Raw genomic sequence first — 21,701 nt, forward strand, 5'->3', positions numbered from 1 at the left:
GGGGGGGGGGGGGGGGGGGGGGCTGCCCGAGTTCCAGGGGGGGGGGCTTGCGGCGGCGGCCGCCCCCGCCCTCGTCGAGACGGCGCGGGCGGCCGGCCGGGACCGGTATCTGCACGCCTTTCCGAGCGCGGACCACCCCGCGTCGAACGCCGTCTGCCGAAGAGCCGGGTTCACGCTCATGGGGCAGTCACGGTTCGAGTACCCGAAGGGGCACTGGATCACGTCCAACGACTGGCGGGTGGATCTCGGGGAGGCGCCTTAGACACCTGTCCTGTCAGTGACCGGTGTCCCTCAACTCCCGTACCACCCTTGCCGCCACCGGCACCGACACCCCGTGCCGCTCGGCCGCGCGCAGCAACGCCCCGCCGATCGCGTCGAGTTCCAGCGGCCGGCCGGCCTCAGCGTCGCGCTGCATCGACGACTTGATGTGCGGCGGGAAGGAGTCGTAGCGGGCGAGTGACTGGGCGGGGTCACCGGGGCCGCCGCAGGCACGGCTGACGGCGGCCGTCTCCTCCACCAGGGCGGTCAACTCCTCGCGGTGGCGGATGCGTACGTCGCCGAGCGGGAGGCCGTAGCGGGTGGTCAGCAGGGCGAAGGGCGCCAGGAAGGACATCTTCGCCCAGAGGGCCGCCGTCTCGTCGGGCAGGACGCGCGTGGTCGGGCCCGCGGCGGTGAGAGCGGCGGCGAGGGTGTCGAGGCGGTCCGGGGGTACGTCCGTGCCCGTCAGGTCGATCTCGGCGAAGGGGCTGCTGTGCTCGATCCGCCCCGCCGCGACGCGCGTCGACTCCGCGCGGATGACGGCGGGGGCGACCCGGTCGGGGCGGTAGCGGGCGCGCAGGGCCGCGGGGTGGTCGACGCCGTTGAGGAACGGTACGAGGAGGGCGTCGCCGAGCGCGGTGGGCGGGACGCGGTCCAGGGCCGCGTCAAGTGCCGTGTGCTTGACGGCGATCAGGCAGGCATCGACCGGTTCGCGCAGCTCGGTGCCGGCCTCGACGCGGGCCGTGAAGTCACCGAACAGCCCGCTGCTGACCTGGATTCCGGCCGTGCTGAGTGTCTTGGCGGTGTCCTCTCCGGCCAGGCAGATCACGCGATGCCCGGCACGGGAAAGGAGGCCGGCGAGCAGTCCGCCGATGCCACCGGGGCCGAGTACGGCCACGGTGAGTTCGTCGTTCGCCATGTGTGTCCCCATTCGTCGGTCGGCCCCGGAGCGGTGGCCGCCTCCGAGTGATCATCCCAGGCCGCGTGCGCACCGGCCCAGGTTTCTCGGCGGAAATCTCTGCCGGTCGCCTTGCGGAGGGTGAGACTGGAGTCATGTGCCGCAGTATCAAGACGCTTCGTCCGCCGGTGTTGGCCGAGGAAGCGACCGAGGAAGAGATCCGGGCCGCTGCCCTGCAGTACGTGCGGAAGGTGTCCGGCTTCCGGGCCCCGGCCGCGCACAACCAGGAGGTGTTCGACCGAGCCGTGGACGCGATCACAGAGGCAACGGCCGAGTTGCTGGACGGCTTGGAGATCCGAGGGGCGACGGCTAGACGGGCGGGGTAGCAGCGCGCCCCAAAGGGGCGCGGGGCTGTGTCGATATGCGGCTCCGCCGCGTGGGCGCGACCAGCCACAGCGCACGAGCACTCGCACGACAACGCGAGCCACCCGAGTTCTTAGGCGCCCTACGGCCTACGCAGGTCGCCGCCGCATGAGATACCCCGCCCCCGCCCCCGCCCCGAACAGCGCCCCCACCGACACAGCCGTAGCCACCCACGTCGCCCCCAGCCAGTGCGCGCCGGCGTAACCGAGGGCCACGCTGTAGGTGGCCCAGGAGAGGCCGGCCAGCGCGGACCAGGGGAGAAAGTCGCGGGCGCGACGGCGCGCCGCGCCCGCGGAGAAGGAGACGACCGAGCGGCCGGCGGGGGCGAACCGGGCCAGGACGACCAGCGCTCCGCCGCCCCGGGCGAGGGCCGCGCCGAGACGTTCCTGCGCGGTGCTCAGGCGCCGGGAGCGGGCGATCGCGCGGTCCAGGCGGGGGCCGCCCGCCCAGGCGAGGCGGTAGGCGACCAGATCGCCCAGCACGGAAGCCGTCGTGGCGCACAGCGTCAGGACCAGGATGTCGGGGACCTGCTGCGGTACCCCGCCCGTCGCCGAACCCGCCGCTGCCGCTGTCGCCGCCGTGATGACCAGGACCCCGCTCGGCAGAACCGGGACGAAGACGTCCAGGAGGATGGACAGGGCCACCACGGCATAAATCCATGGGCTGGCCGTCAGCGACCCCACACTCTCGAACACCATTACTCCCCGTGACTCCCCCGTAGAACCGCCCGATCGCGCCGCGACGTCGCGGGGAGCGGCAGGGGCGGCCCATAACAGCCATACAGCGTACGCCGGGGGTGTGACAGCGGATTCACGGGGGGCGCGTGGGTCCCGCACGGCATGTTCACGCTCGGCACGTTCACGCTCGGCACGTTCACGCACGGCGCGTTCACGTACGGCATGTTCACCCGGCTGCCGCGCCCCGGGGGCGGCGTCGGCCGGTGTCCCGTAGCACGGACAAGGGGCGACACATCACTCCTGAACGTGAGGAACGGTACACATCATGGTGGCAGGTATATGCGCGGGCGCCGTCGCCGCGGCCGTGCTCGCGGCCGGCAGCGGTGCCGCCGAGTACTGCTCGGTGCAGAAGGACGGGCGCTTCGTGCCGCCCTCGGCCCATGTGGCGACGGACGCCGTCACATACGACACGGGATTGGTCCCGGCCGGGGCGTGGATCGAGGTCCGTCAGCTGACCGAGGAGAAGACCGGCAGGACGACCGTACGGCTGTGGGTGAAGGGCATGAAGCCCGGGCACGCGTACGGCGTCCATGTGCATCAGAAGCCATGTGCCGCCGACCCCGCCGCCGCGGGCGGGCACTACCAGAACAAGGTGTCCACCGACCCCGCGGACGTCAACGCCGAGAACGAGGTCTGGCTGGACTTCACCGCGGGCCGGAACGGCAGCGGCCGGGCGAGCGCCCACCACGACTGGGGTTTCCGGGAGGGTGAGGCGTCCTCCGTGGTGATCCATGACGTGCCCGGCCCGAGCGGGGGCCGGGTGGCCTGCTTCACGGTTCCCTTCGTGTAGGGCGCAGGTCGTACAGGCGCCGGAACCGCCGTACAGCCTGAAGACGAGGCGGCGCCCCTCCCGCACACGCGGGAGAGGCGCCGCAGTGCCGCTACGGAAACAGGAAACCGGTGCCGGTCAGACGGCCACCGGCGACTGGTGCGAGGTCGGCTGCTCGCTCTTCGAGCGCTTGGCGAGCAGCTGGTCCAGGCTGAGCGCGCCGGAACCGGTGAAGACCAGCAGCAGGAAGGACCAGCAGTACATCGCCGCGCCCTCGCCGCTGTTCTCCATCGGCCACAGGGCCTCCGGCTGGTGGACCTTGAAGTACGCGTACGCCATCGCGCCCGAGGCGAGGAACGCGGCGGCGCGTGTGCCCAGGCCGAGCAGGACGAGGCCGCCGCAGACGACCTCGATGACGGCGGCGTACCAGCCGGGCCAGGTGCCCGCGGACAGCGTCCCGCCCTGGCCGTCGGCCCCGCCCAGGACTCCGAAGAGCTTGGAGGCGCCGTGGCAGAAGAAGAGCAGGCCGATGACGATGCGGAACAGGCCGAGGGCGTAGGGCTGAGCGCCGTTGAGACGTGCGGTCAGTCCGGACATGTGGGGGGTACTCCTTCGGTCGGGTCGGTCCATGGGGTGGACCGGCCTGGGGGACAGAACCGAGCGAGTGACCCAGGCTAGGTGTGCCTAATCGATGCTTGCAAGTTCAACATTCGGCCATGGCGTGTATTCCGCTTGACGCTCCGATTCGGCCGCAGCCGCACGTAGAACCGCTCTCGCCACCGCGTCGGCGTCCGAAAGCGTGACCGAATCCACACCTGGTCTGGCGCCCGCCGCCGTCACCCAGTGCACGCCCTCGGTCGGCACCCCGAAGGCGAACCGCTTTGCGTGGGCCCGCCCCTGACGGTCGATCAGACGGTACGGCCGCGCGGTCACATCCAGCCCGCCCGTTTCGTAACCGTCGACGATGTGCGGCCGGCACTGTCCCGTCTTCAGCAGCCGGGCCAGGAGGTCGTCGGCCGTGCGCCGCAGATCGGGTTCCGGAAGCCGCGCCTCTATGAGGGTCGTCACGTGTACGGCGGACCCCGCGACGTCGGGGGAGCGCGCGAGCCATGCCCCCTCACCCTCCCGCACCTCCAGCCGCGGCCCGAGCACCTCCACCACGCCCGCCTCCACCAGGGCCGCCAGTTCCTCGATCCGGCGCCGGGGCGGGCCGATGGACAGGAACGCGTTGAGCGGCGTGTACCAGCGGTCCAGATGATCCCGGCGGGACGCGCCCGCGAGTCCGCCGTGGTCGACGATCTGCCGCAGCTCGTTGCGCAGATCCCGCAGCACGTCGAGCGCGGCCTTCAGCGGACCGGCGACATTGCCGAGCGCGGCCTGAGCGGCGTCCTCCCGCAGATACGCCAGCAGCCACGCCCGCCAGGCGCCGGGATCGCCGAAGTCCCGACCCGCGTACGGGCGGGACATACGGTCCCAGGACCAACGGTCGGCTTCCGCCACCCCGAACTCGTCCAGTACGGCGGCTTCTTGGGGGCTGCGGTGAGGGACGGCGAGGAAACGGTCCCGGAAATCCTCCTGCACCCCCAGCAGTGCCTCGTAATAGACCGTCTCCACCTCCTTCGCCACCAGTGGCCATATCTCCGTCAGGAAGTCCGGTGCCTCGCCGGAGTCGGCGCGTTTGCGGAAGCGGGCTATGGTCTCGTCGGTGAGGACGAGGGGGAGGTGGCGGCCGTAGGGGCCCTTGGCGTTGTCGCCGCGGGCCTGGTAGGGGATGCCGCGGCGTGAACCGGCGTAGAGGCGGGGCTCGTTGCCGGAGGGGACGTAGCGCAGGGTGCCGGTGGCCGTGCGGAGGAAGCGGCCGTCGCGGCCGGTGGTCAACAGGGCGACGTGGTCGAAGAAGTTGAGGCCCAGGCCGCGCAACAGCACAGGTTCGCCGGGGGAGATGGCGGAGAGATCGACGTCGGCCGGGTTGGCGGGGGGTATGTGGCCCAGGCCGTGTGTCTCGGCGTATGCCGCGTGCCGTCGCTGGGCCAAGTCCGCGACCGTCGGCAGATGGCCCTGGGCGAGGACGACGGCGGACAGGCCGGCGAGGGTGCGGCCGTCGTCGAGGGTGAGGGTCTGGCGGCCGTCGGGGGCGTCGTCGAGGCGTACGGCCCGTGCCGCGTGGGTCTCGACGCGTACCGCACGCGGTGCCTCGCGGACGACCTTCGCGAACACCCACTCCAGATAGCGGCCGTAGTGCGCGCGGGTCGGGTACTCGTCGGGGCCCAGGTCGCCGTCGGCCCACTCGTGCAGGCTGGGGCCGGGGCGGACCGGCCCCGAGCAGTCCACGCTGTCGTCGGTGAACAGCGTCACCTGACTGGCCACCGTGTTCATCAGCAACTGCGCGGACTGCGCGGAGCGCCAGACGCGGCCGGGGCCGGGCGGCGCCGGGTCGATCACATGGACCCTCAGCCGGGTGCCGGGTGGGAGGAGTTCCGGCGCGGAGGCGCAGAGGCGTTCCAGGACGCTGGTGCCGCGCGGCCCCGCGCCGACGAGGGCGACCCGGACTTCGTCGGACTCGGCGTGCGCTGCGGATTCCGCGGGCGGTGCAGACAAAACGGTGTCTCCCGGGCGTGTGGGGCGCGTTACGGCAAACCGCCCGGGGGAAGCGGACGGTCCGCCTCATCATGCCGTCGGGAGAGGGAAGATCCGAGCCTCGGGGTCACGGAGTGTGGGACGCCTCACGTGCATCACGGGCATCAGGCAGATAAGAGGCATCGCGGGGATCAAGGGCATCCGCAGCATCGCGGGCATCATGGGGACCACGGCATCGGCGGCCCATGGTCATCGCGCGGCGCCGCATCACGGGCACTGCACCGCATCCCGCGCGAACCGGCCCCTTCACCGCGTCAGCTGTGATTCCTCCACCGTCTTCAGCCGCGCCCCGCCCGCCTTCTCCGCCCGGGCCTGATCGAGCCGCAGCCGTGCCGAGCGTCCGCGCAGTGTCAGGGTCATGAGTTGGTTGCCGAACCAGGGTCCGCCGGTGCGCCGCCAGTCGATCGGCGGTCGGGGCACCTTGCCGTGTCCGGCGAACCGGCGGCCGAGGACGCGGGCGGTGGCGGACCAGCCGAAGCGGAAGCCGACGCGGATGGCGCTGGGGATGGCGTTGTGGACGGGGGAGCAGGTCAGCTGGAGCACACGGGCGTCGGGACCGCCGGCGGACCACGTCGGTTCGGCGACGTACGCGTGATGGACGTCCCCCGACAGCACGCACACCGTCGCCGGCGCACCGTCCCCCGAACCGGCCTCCGCGATCAGCTCCGTCAGCGCGTTGAAGGACGCCGGAAACGCCGCCCAGTGCTCCAGGTCCGCCGCCCGGCGCATCTTCTCCCCGAACCTCGCCCAGCGCGCGCCCTTCTCGCCCCGGCACAGTGCCGCGTTCCACCCCTCGGCGTCGTGCACCAGGTGCGGCAGCAGCCAGGGCAGGGACGTGCCGATGAGGAGGTGGTCGTACGAACCCGGCTCCTCCAGCGCCTGTTCGCGCAGCCACCGCTCCTCACCCGGGTCGAGCATCGCGCGGCTCCCCTCCTCCAGGACGCGGGCCGCGCGGGTGTCCACCATCAGCAGCCGTACGCGGCCGAAGTCGCGCCGGTAGCTCCAGCGGACGGTGGTCGGGTCGGCGTCGGACTTGGCGGCGAAGGCGCGCAGCGCGTCCGTACCGTCGGGTGTGTCGCGTACGGCCGTGTACAGCGGGTCGTCGGCCAGCTCGGCGGGGGAGAGGTTGCCGATGTGCTGGTGGACCCAGTACGACATCAGGCCGCTCAGCAGCCGCTCGCGCCACCACGGGGTGGCCCGGATGTCGGCGAGCCAGGCGGCGGAGGTGTTCCAGTCGTCGATGACGTCGTGATCGTCGAAGATCATGCAGCTGGGCACGGTGGACAGCAGCCACCGCACCTCGGGGTCGAGCCACGACTCGTAATAGAGGCGCGTGTACTCCTCGTAGTCCGCGACCTCGCTGCCGGGCGGTTCGCGCAGATCGCGGCGGGCGGCGAGCCAGCGGCGGGTGGCCTTGGAGACCTCGTCGGCGTAGACCTGGTCGCCCAACAGCAGCAGCACGTCGGGCCGTTCGCCGTCCGGGTCGGCCGCCATCCGCGCGGCCAGCGTGTCCAGGGCGTCGGGGCCGACAGGATCGTCCTCGTCGGCGGGCGGCGCGGCCCAGCGGCAGGAGCCGAACGCGACCCGGACGGCGTCGTCCTCGGCCGGTGTGCGGATCAGGGAGGGCGGGAAACGGGACTCGGGCAGCGGCCACACGCGCGCGCCGTCGAGGAACACCTCGTACGACTGCGATGTGCCCGGAGTGAGGCCGTTCACCTCGATGAGCGCGTAGTGATGCCCCGCGATCTGGAAGGTGGGGGACTCGCCGCGCGTGCCGTCGGCGCAGCGCACCTCGGCGGTACACGGACGGCCCGCCTCGACCCAGATGGTCGCGGACGAGCCGTCGGCGTATCTCAGCAGTGGTCCCAGGCGCAGTTCTGCCACCTCATGCCCTCCTCCGTCGCCCCGTACGGTACGGAACGACGGAGGTCAGCGGGGAGGTTCCGCAGATCACGGTTTGCCGAACTCCGTCGGTACGTCCGTCAGCAGCCGGACAGGTAGTTCGTCAGCGCGCTCTTCTCGGCGGAGTCGACCGAGAGGCCGTAGTAGTACTTCACCTGGACCCAGGCGCGGACGTAGGTGCAGCGGTACGAGGAGACCGACGGCATCCAGGTGGCCGGGTCCTGGTCGCCCTTGGACTGGTTGACGTTGTCCGTGACCGCGATCAGCTGCGGGCGGGTCAGGTCGTTGGCGAAGGACTGGCGGCGGGAGGTGGTCCAGCTGTCGGCGCCGGAGTCCCAGGCCTCGGCCAGCGGAACGAGGTGGTCGATGTCGACGTCGGAGGCGGCGGTCCAGGTGGCGCCGTCGTAGGGGGAGGCCCAGCGGCCGCTGGTGGCGGCGCAGGAGGAGTCCTGGACGACGTTCGTGCCGTCGCGCTTCAGGACGACCTCGCGGGTGTTGCAGGCGCCGGACTGGGTGATCCAGTGGGGGAACAGATCACGGTTGTACCCGGTGCGGTCCTCGGTGGCGACGGTGAGCTGGGCGAGGTAGCTACGCGCGGTGGCGCCGCTGACGGGGGTGGGGAGGGCGGCGGAGGCGGTCGGGCCGTTGAAAAGCCCGACCGAGGCTATGAGTCCGGTGAAAGCCGCGAGTATGCTGAGGTGTCGACGCGCGTAGAACTTCGGCATGCGAACTCCCTTGGGTCGTGGGGGTGTTGAGCGCGAGCGAGGACATGCTCGCGACGCCGTGTTGCGTTCGGGTGTTCGTTCGGTAAGAAGCTAGTGACGTGCGCATGACACATCAAGGTTGAGAGCGGAACTTTCTGGTCCGTCCGCCGTCCCGTACGATGAATGGCGCAGAAGGGGAGTAGCTCTTCGCCGGACCGTCGACATACTGCTCAGCTCGTCTGAGCCGGCGCCCGGAGGCGGGCCTCATGTGTGAGGCCGGCCAGCGAGACCTTCGGCAGCAGTGCACCGACCGTGCGCTGCCGTGCCGGGGTGTCTTCGCAGGATGTGCAGCACTCTCGGTGGGGCAGCCCCGACCGATTGAGGAACCTTGATCAGCTTGACCGTGACGGCCGTCGTGTTCGGCGTCGTCTTCCTCGCCGAACTGCCGGACAAGACCGCACTCGCCGGGCTCGTCCTCGGCACCCGCTATCGCGCCTCGTACGTCTTCGCCGGCGTCGCCGCCGCGTTCGCGCTGCATGTCGCGCTCGCCGTCGCGGCGGGCAGTGTGCTGACGCTGCTGCCGCAGCAGATCCTGCACGCCCTGACCGGCGTGCTCTTCCTCGGCGGGGCGGCCGTGCTGCTGATGAAGAAGGACGAGGACGAGGCGGAGGTCCGCAAGCCGGAGAACCAGACCTTCTGGAAGGTGTCCGGGGCCGGGTTCATGCTCATCCTGGTCGCCGAGTTCGGTGATCTGACGCAGATCATGACGGCGAATCTCGCCGCCCGGTACGACGACCCGCTCTCCGTCGGGCTCGGTGCGGTGCTCGCGCTGTGGGCGGTCGCGGGGCTGGGCATCGTCGGTGGAAAGGCGCTGATGAAGCGGGTTCCGCTGGCGCTGATCACCAAGATCGCGGCGCTGTTGATGCTGGGGCTCGGGGTGTGGAGTCTGTGGGAAGCGGTGGCCGGGTGAGCTGAACGGTGGGTGAACCCTTCTCGAAGGTGGTGGCGGGAACGGGTCTGGTTTTGTACCGTGGAGAAACAAAGTGGCTCCGCCCGTTTTCCCTGACCGGCGGGCGGGCCCGCTTTGTTCTTGTCGTTCCTCGGGGTCAGCCTTCCCTTTCTCCTCCTCCTCCTTCTCCTTCTCCTTCTGCTCTTCCTTCTCTTCCGCGCCTTGGAGTTGCCGATGACGGCCACGACCGTGCTCACCGCCCGTGCCCTGCTGCTCGACATGGACGGCACCCTCGTCAACTCGGACGCCGTCGTCGAGCGGATCTGGCGGCGCTGGGCCGAGCGGAACGGGCTCGATGGGGACGAGGTCATGAAGGTCGCGCACGGGCGGCAGGGGCACGCCACGATGGCGTTGCTGTTGCCGGGGCGGGCGGTGGAGCGTAACCATGCGGACAATGCGCGGATGCTCGCGGAGGAGACGGCCGATGTGGACGGTGTCGTCGCGATTCCGGGCGCGTACGAGTTTCTGGCCTCGCTGGGTGGGTTGCCGCATGCGCTTGTCACCTCTGCGGACGTTGCTCTGTCCACGGCTCGGATGGCTGCGGCGGGGCTTGCTCTGCCCGATGTGCGTGTCACTGCTGAGTCTGTCGGCGCGAGTAAGCCCGATCCTGAGGGCTTCCTGAAGGGTGCGGCGGAGCTGGGTGTTGCCCCGGCCGACTGCATTGTCTTCGAGGACTCGGGGGCGGGTATTCAGGCGGGGCGTGCTGCGGGGATGCGGGTTGTGGGGGTCGGGGCGCGGGCCGGGGTCCATGGGCCGGATGTGGTGGTGCGGGACCTTACGCAGGTGCGTGTGGAGGGCGTGGGGGACGGGACGCTTCGGGTGTACGTCGGGTAGGGCGTCGGTGCCGTGAGGTGCGCGGGGTGGGGGCTGGGCGGGGGTGGGTCGCGCGGCCCGGCGCTGACGGGGTGCCGCCTGCGCCCACCCGTGCCGCCCCAGGCGGCACGCATGCCCGCAGCTTGGCGGGAGGACGGCTGCCCGCGCTTGGTGGGTGGGCGCCGCCCCTTGCGGCACGACTGCCCGCAGCTAAGCGGGACGGCTGCCTGCGGGCTGTGCGGCACGCATGCCCGCGGGCTGGGCTGAGTCGGTCTGCGAGTTACGGCTCCTGTGTCTCCGACTCCAGGCGTTGCCGTGTCTCGAGGTCGTAGACGCCGTAGTCCTTCGGCACGATGCCTCGCCACAGTTGGTACTGGCGGACCGCGTCCTCGACGCCCTCGTTGTAGGTGCCCTTGGGTTCCCTCGTGTAGACGTCGGCCTCGGTCAGGCGTAGTTCGAGTTCGAGGACCTCTGGGCCCTCGTCGCCGCGGCTGAGGACGGGGGGCTCGGCTTCGCGGCCGTTTTCCGGGGCGCCGGCGGAGTTGGTCGGGGTGGCTGTCGGGGCGGTGGTGGCCGTCGGGTCGGGGGCGCCGGTCGGGGCCGGTGCGGGGGTGTTCGGGCGGGTCGGGGTCGGTGAGGGGGAGCCGTTTCCCGTGGGGGTGGGGGACGGTGCCGCGGACGTCGGGGTTGCGGATGTCGTGCTCGCGGACGGTGACTCGGACGTGGGTGTCGTGTCCGGCACGCTCGCCCGGACCTCCTCGGGTGCGGCCTGGTCCCGGCTGGGGGTGTCGTACGAGAAGACGCCGCTCGCCAGGCCCGCCGCGGTGACGACGGTGACGAGGACGCCCGCGACGCCGAACATGAGGGTGCGGCGGGGGCGGCGGGGCTGTTCCTCGTCCAGGGCGTCCAGGGCGTCCAGGGCGTCCAGGGCGTCCAGGGCGTCCAGAGCGCCCGGGGTTCCGTCGAAGGCGCCCGGCCCGCCCGTGAACAGGCTCAGGTCGGCGTCACTGGGCTCGGTGGCAGCCGGGGCCGGTGCCGGTGCCGGTGGAGTCGGCGGGACGGCCGGCAACGGCATCGTGACGTGCGGGTCCGCGGCTCCGGGTGGGACCTCCGCCGCGCCCTCCAGTTCGACGTACGGCCGGATGCGCAGCGGATCGAAGTCCTCCGCCGCTGCCGCCTCCGCCGTACGCACATCGCGCAGCGCCTCGGCCGCGCGCTCGGTGCAGGCGCAGGACGGGGTGTTGTCGGGTCCCCTGGGCGCCCCGCATTCCGGGCATTGGTGACCCTTTGACTCTGCCACGCTTTCGTTCCTCCCCTTGCGAACTCAAGCGATTATGCAGACCCTTCCTCCACACGTCCCACACACGCCCCGGAATAACTCATTCCACCTGGATTGAACAGGCCATAACCGGTCACACCGGCCAGGATGGAGGAGTAACGAGAGCCGCGGGAGGTCTTCATGGCCGGGGACACGCACGGTAGGACGGGGAACGTGGAGGGTGGGCAGCCCCCGGAGCGGGCCCCCAAGAAGGGGGTCGCCGCCCGGGAGAAAGTCTCCGTTAACGTCCTCGTCCCGATCGGCGCCCTGCTCCTCGGGATGCTGCTCGCGGCCCTCGACCAGACCATCGTGTCGACCGCGCTGCCCACCATCGTCAGTGACCTCGGCGGCCTGGATCACCTGTCGTGGGTGGTCACCGCGTACTTGCTGGCGTCGACGGCGGCGACTCCGCTGTGGGGCAAGCTCGGTGACCAGTACGGACGGAAGCGGCTGTTCCAGATCGCGATCGTGATCTTTCTGATCGGATCGGCGTTGTGCGGAATGGCGCAAAGTATGTTCGGACTGATCGCGTTCCGGGCGCTACAGGGCGTCGGTGGCGGCGGGTTGATGGTGCTGTCGATGGCGATCGTGGGCGACCTCGTGCCGCCGCGTGAACGCGGGCGCTATCAAGGGCTGTTCGGCGCGGTGTTCGGCGCGACGAGTGTGCTCGGGCCGCTGCTGGGCGGGCTGTTCACCGAGCATCTGAGCTGGCGTTGGGTGTTCTACGTCAATCTGCCGGTCGGCGTCGTCGCGCTCGCCGTCATCGCGGGGGCCCTGCACATCCCGCACCGGGCGGCCAAGCACGTCATCGACTACCTCGGCACGTTCCTGATCGCGTCGGTCGCGACGTGCCTGGTGCTGGTGGCCTCCCTCGGCGGTACGACGTGGAGTTGGGGTTCGCCGCAGATCGTGGGTCTCGCGGTGCTCGGGGTCGTCCTCGCGGTGGCGTTCGTGGCCGTGGAGCGGAGGGCGGCGGAACCGGTCCTCCCGCTGAAGCTCTTCCGGATCCGCACCTTCACCCTCTCCGCCGTCATCAGCTTCATCGTCGGCTTCGCGATGTTCGGCGCGATGACGTATCTGCCGACGTTCCTCCAGGTCGTCCAGGGCGTCAGCCCGACCATGTCCGGCGTGCACATGCTGCCGATGGTGCTCGGCATGCTGCTGGCCTCGACCGGGTCCGGGCAGATCGTCAGCCGCACCGGCCGCTGGAAGGTGTTCCCCGTCGCGGGCACCGGCATCACGGCGCTGGGTCTGCTCCTCCTCCACCAGCTCGACGAGCACAGCTCCACGGCCGAGATGAGCACGTTCTTCTTCGTCTTCGGTCTCGGTCTCGGCCTGGTCATGCAGGTGCTGGTGCTGATCGTGCAGAACGCGGTGTCGTACGAGGATCTGGGCGTCGCCACGTCCGGGGCGACCTTCTTCCGGTCGATCGGGGCGTCGTTCGGCGTGGCGATCTTCGGCACGATCTTCGCGGGACGACTCGGCGAGAAGCTCACGGACGCGTTCCGGGGCGCCCAGCTCCCGCCCGGCATCTCGGTGGACGCGCTGGAGGCCGACCCGCGCGGTATCGCCGAACTGCCCGCGGCGCTGGGGCCGTCGGCGCTCGGCGCGTACGCGTCCTCCATCACCGACGTCTTCCTGTACGCCGCTCCCGTCGCCCTCCTCGGCTTCGTGCTGGCCTGGTTCCTCAAGGAGGACCGGCTGCGGGGGTCGGTGACGGCGCCCGACCTCACGGAGACGCTCGCCAGCAATCCGGTCGAGCGGTCGTCGCACGACGAGGTGTGTCGGGCGCTGTCGGTGCTCGGTACGCGGGAGGGGCGGCGCGAGATCTATCGCACGATCACCGAACGGGCGGGGTACGACCTGCTGCCGGCGGCGAGTTGGCTGTTGCTGCGGATGAAGAAGTACGGGTGGGCGGAACCCGGTGTTCTCGCCGAGCGCAGCTCCGTGCCGCTCACCGTCATCCTTGAGGCCGCGCGGCAGGTCGAGGAGCGGAGGCTGGCCGTCCGTGAGGGGATGGACCTCGTGCTGACCGACCGGGGCCGCGCGATCGCCGAACGCCTAGCCCAGGCCCGCGAGGACTCCCTCGCGGACCTCCTCGGCAACTGGTGGACCTCCGACCGGCCCACCGATCTCACCCAGCTGGTCAAGGAACTGAACGAGGAGCTGTGCGGGTCGGAACGGGAGCGGCCGCGTAACGGGGCGGCGGGGCGGGTGAGTTGATCGCCGGCGGCGGTTCGTGTCCTAGGCTGATCGCCACGCTGTCTCCTGGAGGGGGTGGAGGGGTTCGTGGTGGGTAGCGGCGATGACGGTCCGGAGTTCAAGGGCCGTGGCGAACATGTGCTTGAAGTGCCGGACGGGCTGCCCGGTGGATCCGGTGGACGCGTGATCCTGGAGGCGTGGGCCGGATTCTTAGCCCCTGGTTTCCAGATGTACGCAGTGCGGGAGAACGGCCGGCAGCGGAAAGAGGAATTCCTCGGGAGGTCGGGGGTGGGGCGTGGGCGGGCCCACGTTCTGTTCCCCGTGGGGATCTATCCCCGTATCCGTATCGACGGAGGGGTACGCAGTCCGGGGCGCTGGAACGTTCGCTTCCTCGCCCTGGATTCCCTGCCCGAACTGGCCACGGAGAATACGGCGGAAGCGTCGCGGTTCTTCCGCGTCAGCGTGCCCGGTGTCGAGGTTTCCGTCGAATTCGGATCGGCCGGCGGTTGTCTTGCCCTCTACAGTTTTGAGGGCAAGGAACGGCAGGTGCTGACAAGACACTCGAGACGTTTCGAGGATGTCGTCACGATTCCTCGCGCCGGGCTTCTCGCGGTCGAAGGTGAAGATCTCGCGTGGGGGGCGATGACGTCCTGGTCGGTGCGGGTCCGTCGTGGCTAGTCGCGCCCACGCGGCGGAGCCGCATATCGATACAGCCCCGCGCCCCTTTGCGGCGTGCGGTCACCGGCGGCCCTCGTGCGGGCGCCGTTTGAGGTGAGGGCTTGGGGCAACTCGGGTTGTGGACCGGCTCGTAGGGAGAGTCGGGTGGGTCGAGAACCCGGAAGGCATTCATGTCTGGCGTGATCATCGCTCTGATCGTGATCGTGGCGGTCGCCGTCATCGGCGCGGCCGTCTATCTGACCCTGCGCGGCCGGGGGGCGTTCGGCGGCGGCAGGGATCTCAAGAAGCGCTTCGGGCCCGAGTACGACAGGACCGTGGCCCGGCACGACGGGGACAGGCAGGCCGCCGAGCGCGAGCTGGCCGAGCGGGTGGAGCGGCACGGTGCGCTGCGGGAGCAGCCGCTGGAGCCTGCCGTGCGTGACCAGTACGCGGCCCGCTGGACGGCCGTACAGGAGCACTTCGTCGAATCGCCGCGCGTGGCGGTCACCGAGGCCGACCGGCTGCTGGCCGAGATCGCGGCCGTCCGCGGATTCCCGGACGGCGAGCACTACGACGAACAGCTCGCCGCGCTGTCCGTGCACCACGCGGACCATGTGCACGGCTACCGGCGCATCCACCGCGTCGCGAACGCCCGTACGGGCACCGACGGGGACAACCGCGCCGGCACGGAGGAGATGCGGGAGGCCCTGATCGAGGCGCGGAAGCTGTTCGAGGACCTCGTCGACACGCACCAGCTGCAAAGGAGTTGAGGACTTGAAGAACATGCCGGAAGCGACAACCGCGACAACCGCGACCACCCCGCTCCTCCCGCACGAAGAGCGTGACAAGCTCACCGAGCGCCTTCAGCACGCGGTCTCCGGATTCGTCGACGCACCCCGGGCCTCCGTCGAGGAGGTCGACCGGGTGGTCGAGGAGATCACCGGCCGTGTCACCGACTCCCTGACCCAGCGTCGGCGCACCCTGCGCAGGACATGGCAGTCCGCCGAGGCCGAAGAGTCCGTGGCCAGCGCAGACACCGAGCAACTGCGTCTCGCCCTGCGCGACTACCGCGAGCTCGCGGAACGACTCCTACGCATCTGAGTCACCTAGTCGGCAGCGTCATCTGCGTCATCTGCCGTCCGGCGCTCCCGCCACTGCCGTGCGACGTCCTCGACGTCGTACGGCTTCATCCCGAGCGGGGGACCGGGCGGCGGCTTGTACATCATGTCGCGGATCTTGACGTTGACGTCCGTGATGATCTTCCGGGCGATCCGCTCCGACGGCGCGACCAGCGCGGACGCCAGCGCGTCCTCCGCCTCCTTGCGCAGCGCGAGCGATGGCGGCAGCACCGAGAGGCCCTCGCGGGCCATCTTCTCCTTGATCCACCACAGTTCGTCGTACGTGGTGTCGTAACTCGACGGCAACGGCTTCCCCGCGCCCGGCAGTTGGGCGAACTCGCCCCGCCCCTCGGCGTCTCGGATCTGCTTGTCCACCCAGGACTCGAACGGCACACCCGGTGGCTTTCGCTCGGTCATGAGTTCATTGTGCCGGACGCGGTGGGGTCGGGCGATTTATCATTCGGCGGCCAGGTAGGGACACTTCACGAGGAGCGCGACGTGCTCGAACTCACCATGGCCGCCGTTTCCGCGGCGGACGCGGGCGCCACGGCCGGCATGCTCATGGCCGACTCGCCCAGTGACCCGGGCGCCGTGCTGCGGGTGGGCCGGGACAAGTCGGTGTGCAGGCTGTCGACGCCCGACGACTGGCTGTTCGTCTCCCGGGTCCACCTGGAGTTCCTGTGCGGACCGGACGGCAGCTGGCAGGTGACCTGGCTGCGCGGCTCCCAGCCCGATCCGTCCTCCGAGGTGCGGCTGACGGTCGGCGATCATGCGCAGCCGCTGGGCTACGGCGGGACCGTGCCGCTACCGAGGGGCGGCAGCGGCGAGCTGATCATCGTGGACCGCACCGCCCCCCGCAGCGTCAACGTCGGCTTCTATCACGAGGCTTGAGCGCCGGACAGGCCCCCCTACGCGAGCACGCGCGCCAGCGCGAAACCGTCGTAACCCTTACTGCCCACCGTCTGGATCGCCGTGCCGCTGAGCCTCGGGTGGGAGCCGATGAGTTCGAGGGCGGCGCGGGTGCCGCGGACGTCCGGGGAGGTGTCGTCGGCGTCGGCGACACGGCCGCCGCGGACGACGTTGTCGACGATGATCAGGCTGCCCGCGCGGGTCAGCTTGAGCGCCCACTCCACGTAGCCCGGGTTGTTGGCCTTGTCGGCGTCGATGAAGACCAGGTCGAAGGGGGCTGGGTTCTCGTCGGCGAGGTGGGGCAGCGAGTCCAGGGCCGCGCCGACCCGCACCTCGACGATCTTGTCGAGCCCCGCGCGGGCGATGTTGCGGGTGGCGACCTCGGCGTGCTTGGGGCTGTACTCGAGCGAGACCAGGCGGCCGTCGGAGGGGAGCGCGCGGGCCAGCCAGATGGTGCTGTAGCCGCCGAGCGTGCCGATCTCCAGGATCGTCCGGGCGCCCTGGATCTCGGCCAGGAGCTGGAGCAGCTTGCCCTGCGGCGCCGTGACGCTGACATGCGGGAGCTCGGCGGCCTCGCTGTCGCGCAGGGCGGCGTGCAGGACGTCGTCGTCCGGTGAGAGGTGGGCGGAGAAGTAGAAGTCGACGTCGTCCCAGCGCTGCGACTCGCTCATGCGCCTACTGCCTTCCCTAGGGCTGTTCAGAAAGAACACGGGTTTCCATGAACCACGGGTTTCCCTGCCAGTGTGATCCATCTCGCGTCCTAAGGAGGCAACCTCCCTACCCCCGGACTATCGTCTTGCAGATAAAAGAAGAAGAGACGTCAGGTGAAGCGGGGATGGCCTGCGTCCTTCTCCGGGGGCGGTGCGAGCCCCACAGGGTTCGCGAACGGGGCGGGAGGCCGACGAGGCGTGGCGAATGCGGAACACAGCGGGCGACCGGCGGGTGCGTTCGGAGCGACAGCCGTCGGTACGGCCAGGGCACGCCTGCGCGCGGCCCGCCTGGGTCTCTGGCTGGTCGCCGCGATCCTCGCCGTACGGCAGGTGGCCGTCGTCCTCGGCACCCCGCGCGGAGAGCGGCTGACAGACCTCGAGACCTGGGTCGGCGACAACGGCGTCCTGCACGTCAACGGCTCGCTGTACGACTCGACGCAGTTCACCGGCACCCCCGTCGTCGGTCTTGTCCTCAAGCCCCTCACCCGGTCGGCCGAGCAGGCGCTCGGCTGGGGCTGGACCTTCGGCACCCTGCTCCTGGTCGTCGCGCTCGGCCTGGTCGTGGCCCGCGCCCTGCCCAAGCCGGTGACCTGGCGGGCCTCCATCCTGGCCGCGCCGGTCGCGATCAGCCTGCTGATGCTGTCGCTGCCGGTACGCAACGCCTTCTGGCTCGGCCAGACCGGCATCATCCCCGTCCTGCTCGTCCTGGCCGGCTGCTTCGCGGTCCGCGGCGAGCGCGCCAGCGGTGTCCTGATCGGCCTCGCCGCCGCGCTCCAGCCGACCGTGCTGCTCTTCGCCCCGCTGCTGTGGTTCACCGGCAGACGCCGGGCCGCCCTGTCCACCGGGATCACGTTCGCCGCGTGCACGGCGCTGGCGTGGGCGGCGATGCCGCACGACTCGTACACCTACTGGGTCCACCACATGGCCGGCGTCGGCCTCGGCGGCGCCGCCGACGACCTCGCCAACCAGTCCCTGCACGGCGCGCTGCTGCGGCTCGGGCTGTCCGGTCCGCTGGAGATCGGACTGTTCCTGGCGCTCGGCGCGACCGTCGCCGTCCTCGGCCTGCGCCGGGCCGTCCGCTACGCCCGCGACGGCCAGCTGCTCCTCGCGGTCGCGGTCACGGGCTGCACGGCGATCGCGGTCTCCCCGACCACCTGGCAGCACCAGCTCCTGTGGGTGCTCCTCGCCGTCGTCGGCCGGGTCGGCAAGCGGGCCTCCGACCGCTACGTCTGGCCGGTCGCCGTCGTCATCGTGATGACCCTCCCGGCGAAGATGCTGCTGCCGAACATGTCGGCGGTGTACGCGCTGCGCGACAACGTGGTCCTGATCGCCGCCCTGGCCGCCGCCACCGCCATCCCGTTCCTGTCGAGGACGTCCCCGTACTACCGCGCACCGATCCCCACGGAGTACGCCGCCCCCGTCCCGGCCCGCTTCAAGCGCATCCCGCTCCTGCCGTTCCTGCGCCGCGTCCTCACCCGCCCGAACCTGCTCCTGGAGCTGCTGCTCATCCGCGTCACCTACGCCGCCTACCAGAAGGTCCGCCTCGCGGCGACCGGCGGCAGCAATGCGGAGGGCCGGGCGACGGCCGAGCACCACGCCGACCAGATCCTGTCGCTCGAGCGGTTCCTGCACATGGACATCGAGCACTGGGCGAACCACGCCGTGGTCAAGGTCGACTGGCTGCGGAACTTCTTCGACTTCTACTACACCTCCTTCCACTTCGTGGTCCCGCTGAGCGTGCTGGCCGTCCTGTACTGGCGCCGCCCCGTCGACTACCGCTGGGCCCGCGCCTCCATCGGCCTCACGACGCTGCTGGCCCTGGTCGGCTTCTGGCTCTACCCGCTCGCCCCGCCCCGCCTGATGCCGGGCCTCGGCATCATCGACACGGTCCACGGCGTCCAGGACTTCTCCAAGCCGGACTACGGCACCCTGACCGCGCTCACCAACCAGTACGCCGCGATGCCGTCGCTGCACTTCGGGTGGTCCCTGTGGTGCGGGCTCGTCATCGCGATCATCGCGCCGAAGTGGTGGATGAAGGGGCTGGGGCTGCTGCATCCGTTCTTCACGCTCACGGCGATCGTGGTCACCGGGAACCACTGGATCCTCGACGCGGTCGGTGGCGCGATGGTGGTCGGTGGCGGGTTCGGGCTGGCGTACGTGTTCCAGGGGCCGCGGGCGCGGATGGTGAAGGAGGCCGCGGTGGGGGAGGAACGGGAGCTGGTGAAACCCGGCGCCTGAAGCGGCGCCGCGGTCACTCGCCGGGCAGTTCCCTTCTGGAGCTGGAGCCGGGCTGCAGGTAGCGCCGGGTCACCGCGGCGATGTCCTGACGGCTCTCGCGCTTGCGGGCCCGGCTGATGCCGCCCGCGTCGGGCGCGTACGGGTACGTGCCGAACCAGAGGTGCCCGTCGCGGTCCTGCATGATCGCCCGCACCAGGTTCTCCACCAGGCCGTTGTCGCGGGTGAACGACTCCCACGCCGTGCCGTCGAAGCGGCTGACGCCCCCTTCGGTGCCGAACCACATCTTGTCGTCCCGGTCGATGAACATCGCGTAGACCCGGTCGTCCACCAGACCGTCCATCGTGGTCATACGGTGCCAACTCCGGCCGTCATAGACCGAGATGCCGCCGAGCGTGCCGAACCACATCCGGCCCTCGGGGTCCTCGAACATCGAGTACACACAGTCGTTGATCAGCCCGTCCCGGCGCGTGAACCGCTGCCACGACCGGCCGTCCCAGCGGCCGACGCCGGCGCCGCGTCCGTGCTCGTAGGTCCCCACCCAGATGTGACCGCGCGAGTCCTCGAACACCTTCAGGATCTCCAGGCTCGGCAGGCCGTCCTTCTTGGAGACGGAATGCCAGCTCCGGCCGTCGAACCGGTGCAGACCGCCGCCCGAACTGGTGGCCCGCCAGCACCCCACCCACAGGTTCTGCTCGCGGTCGAAGCGGATGTTCAGGATGCTCTTGCCGGTCAGCCCCGCCTTGACGAACCTGCCGCTCGCGTCGTCGAGGCGGTTCAGCCCGGCGTTCGTCCCGGCCCAGATCGTCCCCTGTGCGTCCTGGGCGAGGCAGGTCACCGCGTCGCTGGCCAGCCCGTGCCGACGGTCGTAGACCCGCCAGGTGCCGTGCTCGTAGAGGGCGAGACCGCCGCCCCAGGTGCCGGCCCAGACGCGACCGGCGGAGTCCTGGAACAGGTCGTAGATCCAGTTGTGCGGCAGTCCGTTGGCCGTGGTGAAGGAGTCCCACTCCAGGGTCTCGGCCTGCTCGTCCTCCTTGAGGAACTCCTTCATCAGGTCGCGTACGTCGCTACGGGCCGTCGGCCCGCGGGACGACCAGCGGCGCAGTGATTTGTCGTTCATCGGCGTTCCCGTTCCCCATCCGATCCGTCGTGTGCGCTGTCGAGGAGTGCTTCCAGACGGCGGCGGAGTTCCAGCACGTGCTCGGCCTCCTCGTCGATGGCCCGCCGGATCTGCTCGTTGCGCTGCCGCATCCGCAGCCGGGTCTCCTCCGGGTTGTGGACCTCGGCGTCCGTGACGTGCCGCCGGACGGCCCGCAGCCGCTCCTCCAGCCGCCGCGCCGCCGCCCGGTACTCGCCCAGCCGGGCCGCGGCCTCCTCCTGGAGCACGGTCCGCCCCGCGTCGTCCTCCACGCCGATCTCGCCCCGGTACTGGATGACGAGGGCCTCCATGACGACGTAGTCCTTGGCCTTGTACGCGGAGTACGCCACGTCGAAGACCGCGAAGGACGCGTCCGAGGTGTCCGCGTGGACCGAGGGGAGGACGACGCGCTTGAAGTCCCGGACGATGCGTTTGCGCGCGGCGTCGTCCAGTCCGTCTTCGCCGTCGCCCGCACCCGGCTCGTCCTCGGCGTCGGGGACGGCACCATGGCGGGCCGCCTCCTCCGCGTCGTCCGGCTCCGCGGTGAGCACGGCGTGGACGTCGTCCTCGATCTCCTGGGCACTCTCGTAGCCGTCCCGCTCGATCCGCGTACGGATCCGGTCGAGCTCCGCCTCCAGACGCCGGCGCTGCCCGATGATGTCGTGCAACTGCTGCGCGGCGTGCAGCACCTGCGCGCTGAACGTGTCCTCGAACTCCCGCATCCGGCCGGACAGTTCGACATACGTGGCAAGCGCGCGCACGACCTGTTCCCGCACTTCGTTGGTCGCCTGAATCAGAGCCGCGGTGGTCTCAAACCGGGGGACGAGTCTGCTCACGCCCTAACTCAACCGGTCCCCCGTCGGGACCCCTCCCGAAAGCACGAACCACACGGTCTTCCCACCGTCCGCCCGCCGGTCCACGCCCCACTTGTCGACCACCGCATCGAGCAGCACCAGCCCGCGCCCGCCCTCCGCCTCCGGCGGCAACTCACTCCGCAGGGAAGGCAGTCGGGAGCACCCGTCGGACACCTCCACCCGCACCCCGGCCCCCGCCTGCCGCAGCACCACCAGCTGGCATCGCCGGTCCGGAACATGCCGTACGACATTGGCGACCAGCTCGGTCACGGCCAGTTCGGCCGCGTCGGACAGCTCCGCCATCTCCCACTCGTGCAGCAGCGAGCGGACGATACGGCGGATATGGCGAGCCGAGTGTGCGCCGACGGTGAGGCGCATGGCGTACTGGATTGGTTCGTTCACAGTACGAG

General features: G+C 70.6%; 22 protein-coding genes and 1 pseudogene. 11 read left to right on the forward strand and 12 right to left on the reverse strand.

Features of this window, described 5'->3' with window-relative positions:
- A pseudogene (locus KCH48_RS42730) lies at window positions 1-262 on the forward strand (GNAT family N-acetyltransferase); the annotation flags it as partial.
- Between the two features lie 12 nt (window positions 263-274).
- Here the strand turns inward: KCH48_RS42730 and KCH48_RS40460 are convergent.
- Window positions 275-1,177 (reverse strand): ketopantoate reductase family protein, encoded by a 903-nt coding sequence (locus tag KCH48_RS40460; RefSeq protein ID WP_210582634.1) that lies wholly within the window; start codon window positions 1,175-1,177, stop codon window positions 275-277.
- 134 nt (window positions 1,178-1,311) lie between these two features.
- Between KCH48_RS40460 and KCH48_RS40465 the strand changes: the two genes are divergently transcribed.
- Window positions 1,312-1,542 (forward strand): DUF2277 domain-containing protein, encoded by a 231-nt coding sequence (locus tag KCH48_RS40465; RefSeq protein WP_210582635.1) that lies wholly within the window; start codon window positions 1,312-1,314, stop codon window positions 1,540-1,542.
- Between the two features lie 126 nt (window positions 1,543-1,668).
- Here the strand turns inward: KCH48_RS40465 and KCH48_RS40470 are convergent, their stop codons facing one another.
- Complete coding sequence (locus KCH48_RS40470; RefSeq protein WP_210582667.1) at window positions 1,669-2,274, reverse strand: DedA family protein; 606 nt, start codon at window positions 2,272-2,274, stop codon at window positions 1,669-1,671.
- Window positions 2,275-2,581: 307 nt separating this feature from the next.
- Between KCH48_RS40470 and KCH48_RS40475 the strand changes: the two genes are divergently transcribed.
- Window positions 2,582-3,106, forward strand: coding sequence for a superoxide dismutase family protein (locus KCH48_RS40475; RefSeq protein ID WP_210582636.1), 525 nt, complete (start codon window positions 2,582-2,584; stop codon window positions 3,104-3,106).
- Window positions 3,107-3,223: 117 nt separating this feature from the next.
- Here the strand turns inward: KCH48_RS40475 and KCH48_RS40480 are convergent, their stop codons facing one another.
- The 4 genes from KCH48_RS40480 to KCH48_RS40495 all read right to left on the reverse strand — a co-directional run bounded on the left by KCH48_RS40480 (window position 3,224) and on the right by KCH48_RS40495 (window position 8,349).
- A complete protein-coding gene (locus tag KCH48_RS40480; RefSeq protein ID WP_210582668.1) occupies window positions 3,224-3,673 on the reverse strand; it encodes a DoxX family protein in 450 nt (149 codons plus the stop codon).
- A gap of 96 nt (window positions 3,674-3,769) precedes the next feature.
- Entirely contained in the window at window positions 3,770-5,683 is a 1,914-nt protein-coding gene (locus KCH48_RS40485) for an FAD/NAD(P)-binding domain-containing protein (protein WP_210582637.1), read from the reverse strand.
- Between the two features lie 285 nt (window positions 5,684-5,968).
- Window positions 5,969-7,606 carry an alkaline phosphatase D family protein gene (locus KCH48_RS40490; RefSeq protein ID WP_210582638.1) on the reverse strand — a complete coding sequence of 546 codons (1,638 nt, stop codon included), beginning with the start codon at window positions 7,604-7,606 and terminating at the stop codon, window positions 5,969-5,971.
- 98 nt (window positions 7,607-7,704) lie between these two features.
- Window positions 7,705-8,349 (reverse strand): HNH endonuclease family protein, encoded by a 645-nt coding sequence (locus KCH48_RS40495; RefSeq protein ID WP_210582639.1) that lies wholly within the window; start codon window positions 8,347-8,349, stop codon window positions 7,705-7,707.
- Window positions 8,350-8,716: 367 nt separating this feature from the next.
- Here KCH48_RS40495 and KCH48_RS40500 point away from each other — a divergent pair, with 367 nt between their 5' ends.
- Both KCH48_RS40500 and KCH48_RS40505 read left to right on the forward strand, forming a co-directional pair.
- Window positions 8,717-9,298, forward strand: coding sequence for a TMEM165/GDT1 family protein (locus tag KCH48_RS40500; protein WP_210582640.1), 582 nt, complete (start codon window positions 8,717-8,719; stop codon window positions 9,296-9,298).
- Window positions 9,299-9,511: 213 nt separating this feature from the next.
- Window positions 9,512-10,171, forward strand: coding sequence for an HAD family hydrolase (locus KCH48_RS40505; RefSeq protein ID WP_210582641.1), 660 nt, complete (start codon window positions 9,512-9,514; stop codon window positions 10,169-10,171).
- A gap of 259 nt (window positions 10,172-10,430) precedes the next feature.
- Here the strand turns inward: KCH48_RS40505 and KCH48_RS40510 are convergent, their stop codons facing one another.
- Window positions 10,431-11,450, reverse strand: a complete 1,020-nt coding sequence (locus KCH48_RS40510; protein WP_210582642.1) for a peptidoglycan-binding protein — start codon at window positions 11,448-11,450, stop codon at window positions 10,431-10,433.
- Window positions 11,451-11,609: 159 nt separating this feature from the next.
- Here KCH48_RS40510 and KCH48_RS40515 point away from each other — a divergent pair, with 159 nt between their 5' ends.
- The 4 genes from KCH48_RS40515 (at window position 11,610) to KCH48_RS40530 (ending at window position 15,428) form a co-directional block, all read left to right on the forward strand.
- A complete protein-coding gene (locus tag KCH48_RS40515) occupies window positions 11,610-13,691 on the forward strand; it encodes an MDR family MFS transporter (protein ID WP_210582643.1) in 2,082 nt (693 codons plus the stop codon).
- 54 nt (window positions 13,692-13,745) lie between these two features.
- A complete protein-coding gene (locus KCH48_RS40520; protein WP_210582644.1) occupies window positions 13,746-14,348 on the forward strand; it encodes a hypothetical protein in 603 nt (200 codons plus the stop codon).
- A 170-nt stretch (window positions 14,349-14,518) separates the two neighbouring features.
- Entirely contained in the window at window positions 14,519-15,097 is a 579-nt protein-coding gene (locus tag KCH48_RS40525; protein ID WP_246886664.1) for a hypothetical protein, read from the forward strand.
- A 13-nt stretch (window positions 15,098-15,110) separates the two neighbouring features.
- The gene (locus KCH48_RS40530; protein WP_210582645.1) at window positions 15,111-15,428 is read left to right on the forward strand and encodes a hypothetical protein; all 318 of its coding nucleotides are present in this window, start codon (window positions 15,111-15,113) and stop codon (window positions 15,426-15,428) included.
- A gap of 5 nt (window positions 15,429-15,433) precedes the next feature.
- On the opposite strand, the gene KCH48_RS40535 is transcribed toward KCH48_RS40530, so the two are convergent.
- The gene (locus tag KCH48_RS40535) at window positions 15,434-15,862 is read right to left on the reverse strand and encodes a DUF1992 domain-containing protein (RefSeq protein WP_210582646.1); all 429 of its coding nucleotides are present in this window, start codon (window positions 15,860-15,862) and stop codon (window positions 15,434-15,436) included.
- Window positions 15,863-15,943: 81 nt separating this feature from the next.
- On the opposite strand from KCH48_RS40535, the gene KCH48_RS40540 reads away from it, so the two are divergent.
- Complete coding sequence (locus KCH48_RS40540; RefSeq protein ID WP_210582647.1) at window positions 15,944-16,336, forward strand: FHA domain-containing protein; 393 nt, start codon at window positions 15,944-15,946, stop codon at window positions 16,334-16,336.
- A 17-nt stretch (window positions 16,337-16,353) separates the two neighbouring features.
- On the opposite strand, the gene KCH48_RS40545 is transcribed toward KCH48_RS40540, so the two are convergent.
- A complete protein-coding gene (locus KCH48_RS40545) occupies window positions 16,354-17,025 on the reverse strand; it encodes an O-methyltransferase (RefSeq protein ID WP_210582648.1) in 672 nt (223 codons plus the stop codon).
- A 237-nt stretch (window positions 17,026-17,262) separates the two neighbouring features.
- Between KCH48_RS40545 and KCH48_RS40550 the strand changes: the two genes are divergently transcribed.
- A complete protein-coding gene (locus tag KCH48_RS40550; protein ID WP_210582649.1) occupies window positions 17,263-19,302 on the forward strand; it encodes a bifunctional glycosyltransferase 87/phosphatase PAP2 family protein in 2,040 nt (679 codons plus the stop codon).
- Window positions 19,303-19,315: 13 nt separating this feature from the next.
- On the opposite strand, the gene KCH48_RS40555 is transcribed toward KCH48_RS40550, so the two are convergent.
- The 3 genes from KCH48_RS40555 to KCH48_RS40565 are packed head-to-tail and all read right to left on the reverse strand — an operon-like array spanning window position 19,316 to window position 21,669.
- Complete coding sequence (locus tag KCH48_RS40555) at window positions 19,316-20,419, reverse strand: two-component regulator propeller domain-containing protein (protein WP_210582650.1); 1,104 nt, start codon at window positions 20,417-20,419, stop codon at window positions 19,316-19,318.
- Window positions 20,416-21,273, reverse strand: a complete 858-nt coding sequence (locus KCH48_RS40560; RefSeq protein ID WP_210582651.1) for a hypothetical protein — start codon at window positions 21,271-21,273, stop codon at window positions 20,416-20,418. Before KCH48_RS40560 ends, KCH48_RS40555 begins: the two co-directional genes overlap by 4 nt.
- 3 nt (window positions 21,274-21,276) lie before the next feature.
- Entirely contained in the window at window positions 21,277-21,669 is a 393-nt protein-coding gene (locus tag KCH48_RS40565) for an ATP-binding protein (RefSeq protein WP_210582669.1), read from the reverse strand.
- Window positions 21,670-21,701 lie beyond the last annotated feature (32 nt).

It is taken from the genome of Streptomyces sp. GESEQ-4, from assembly GCF_017948455.1.
Taxonomy (GTDB): domain Bacteria; phylum Actinomycetota; class Actinomycetes; order Streptomycetales; family Streptomycetaceae; genus Streptomyces.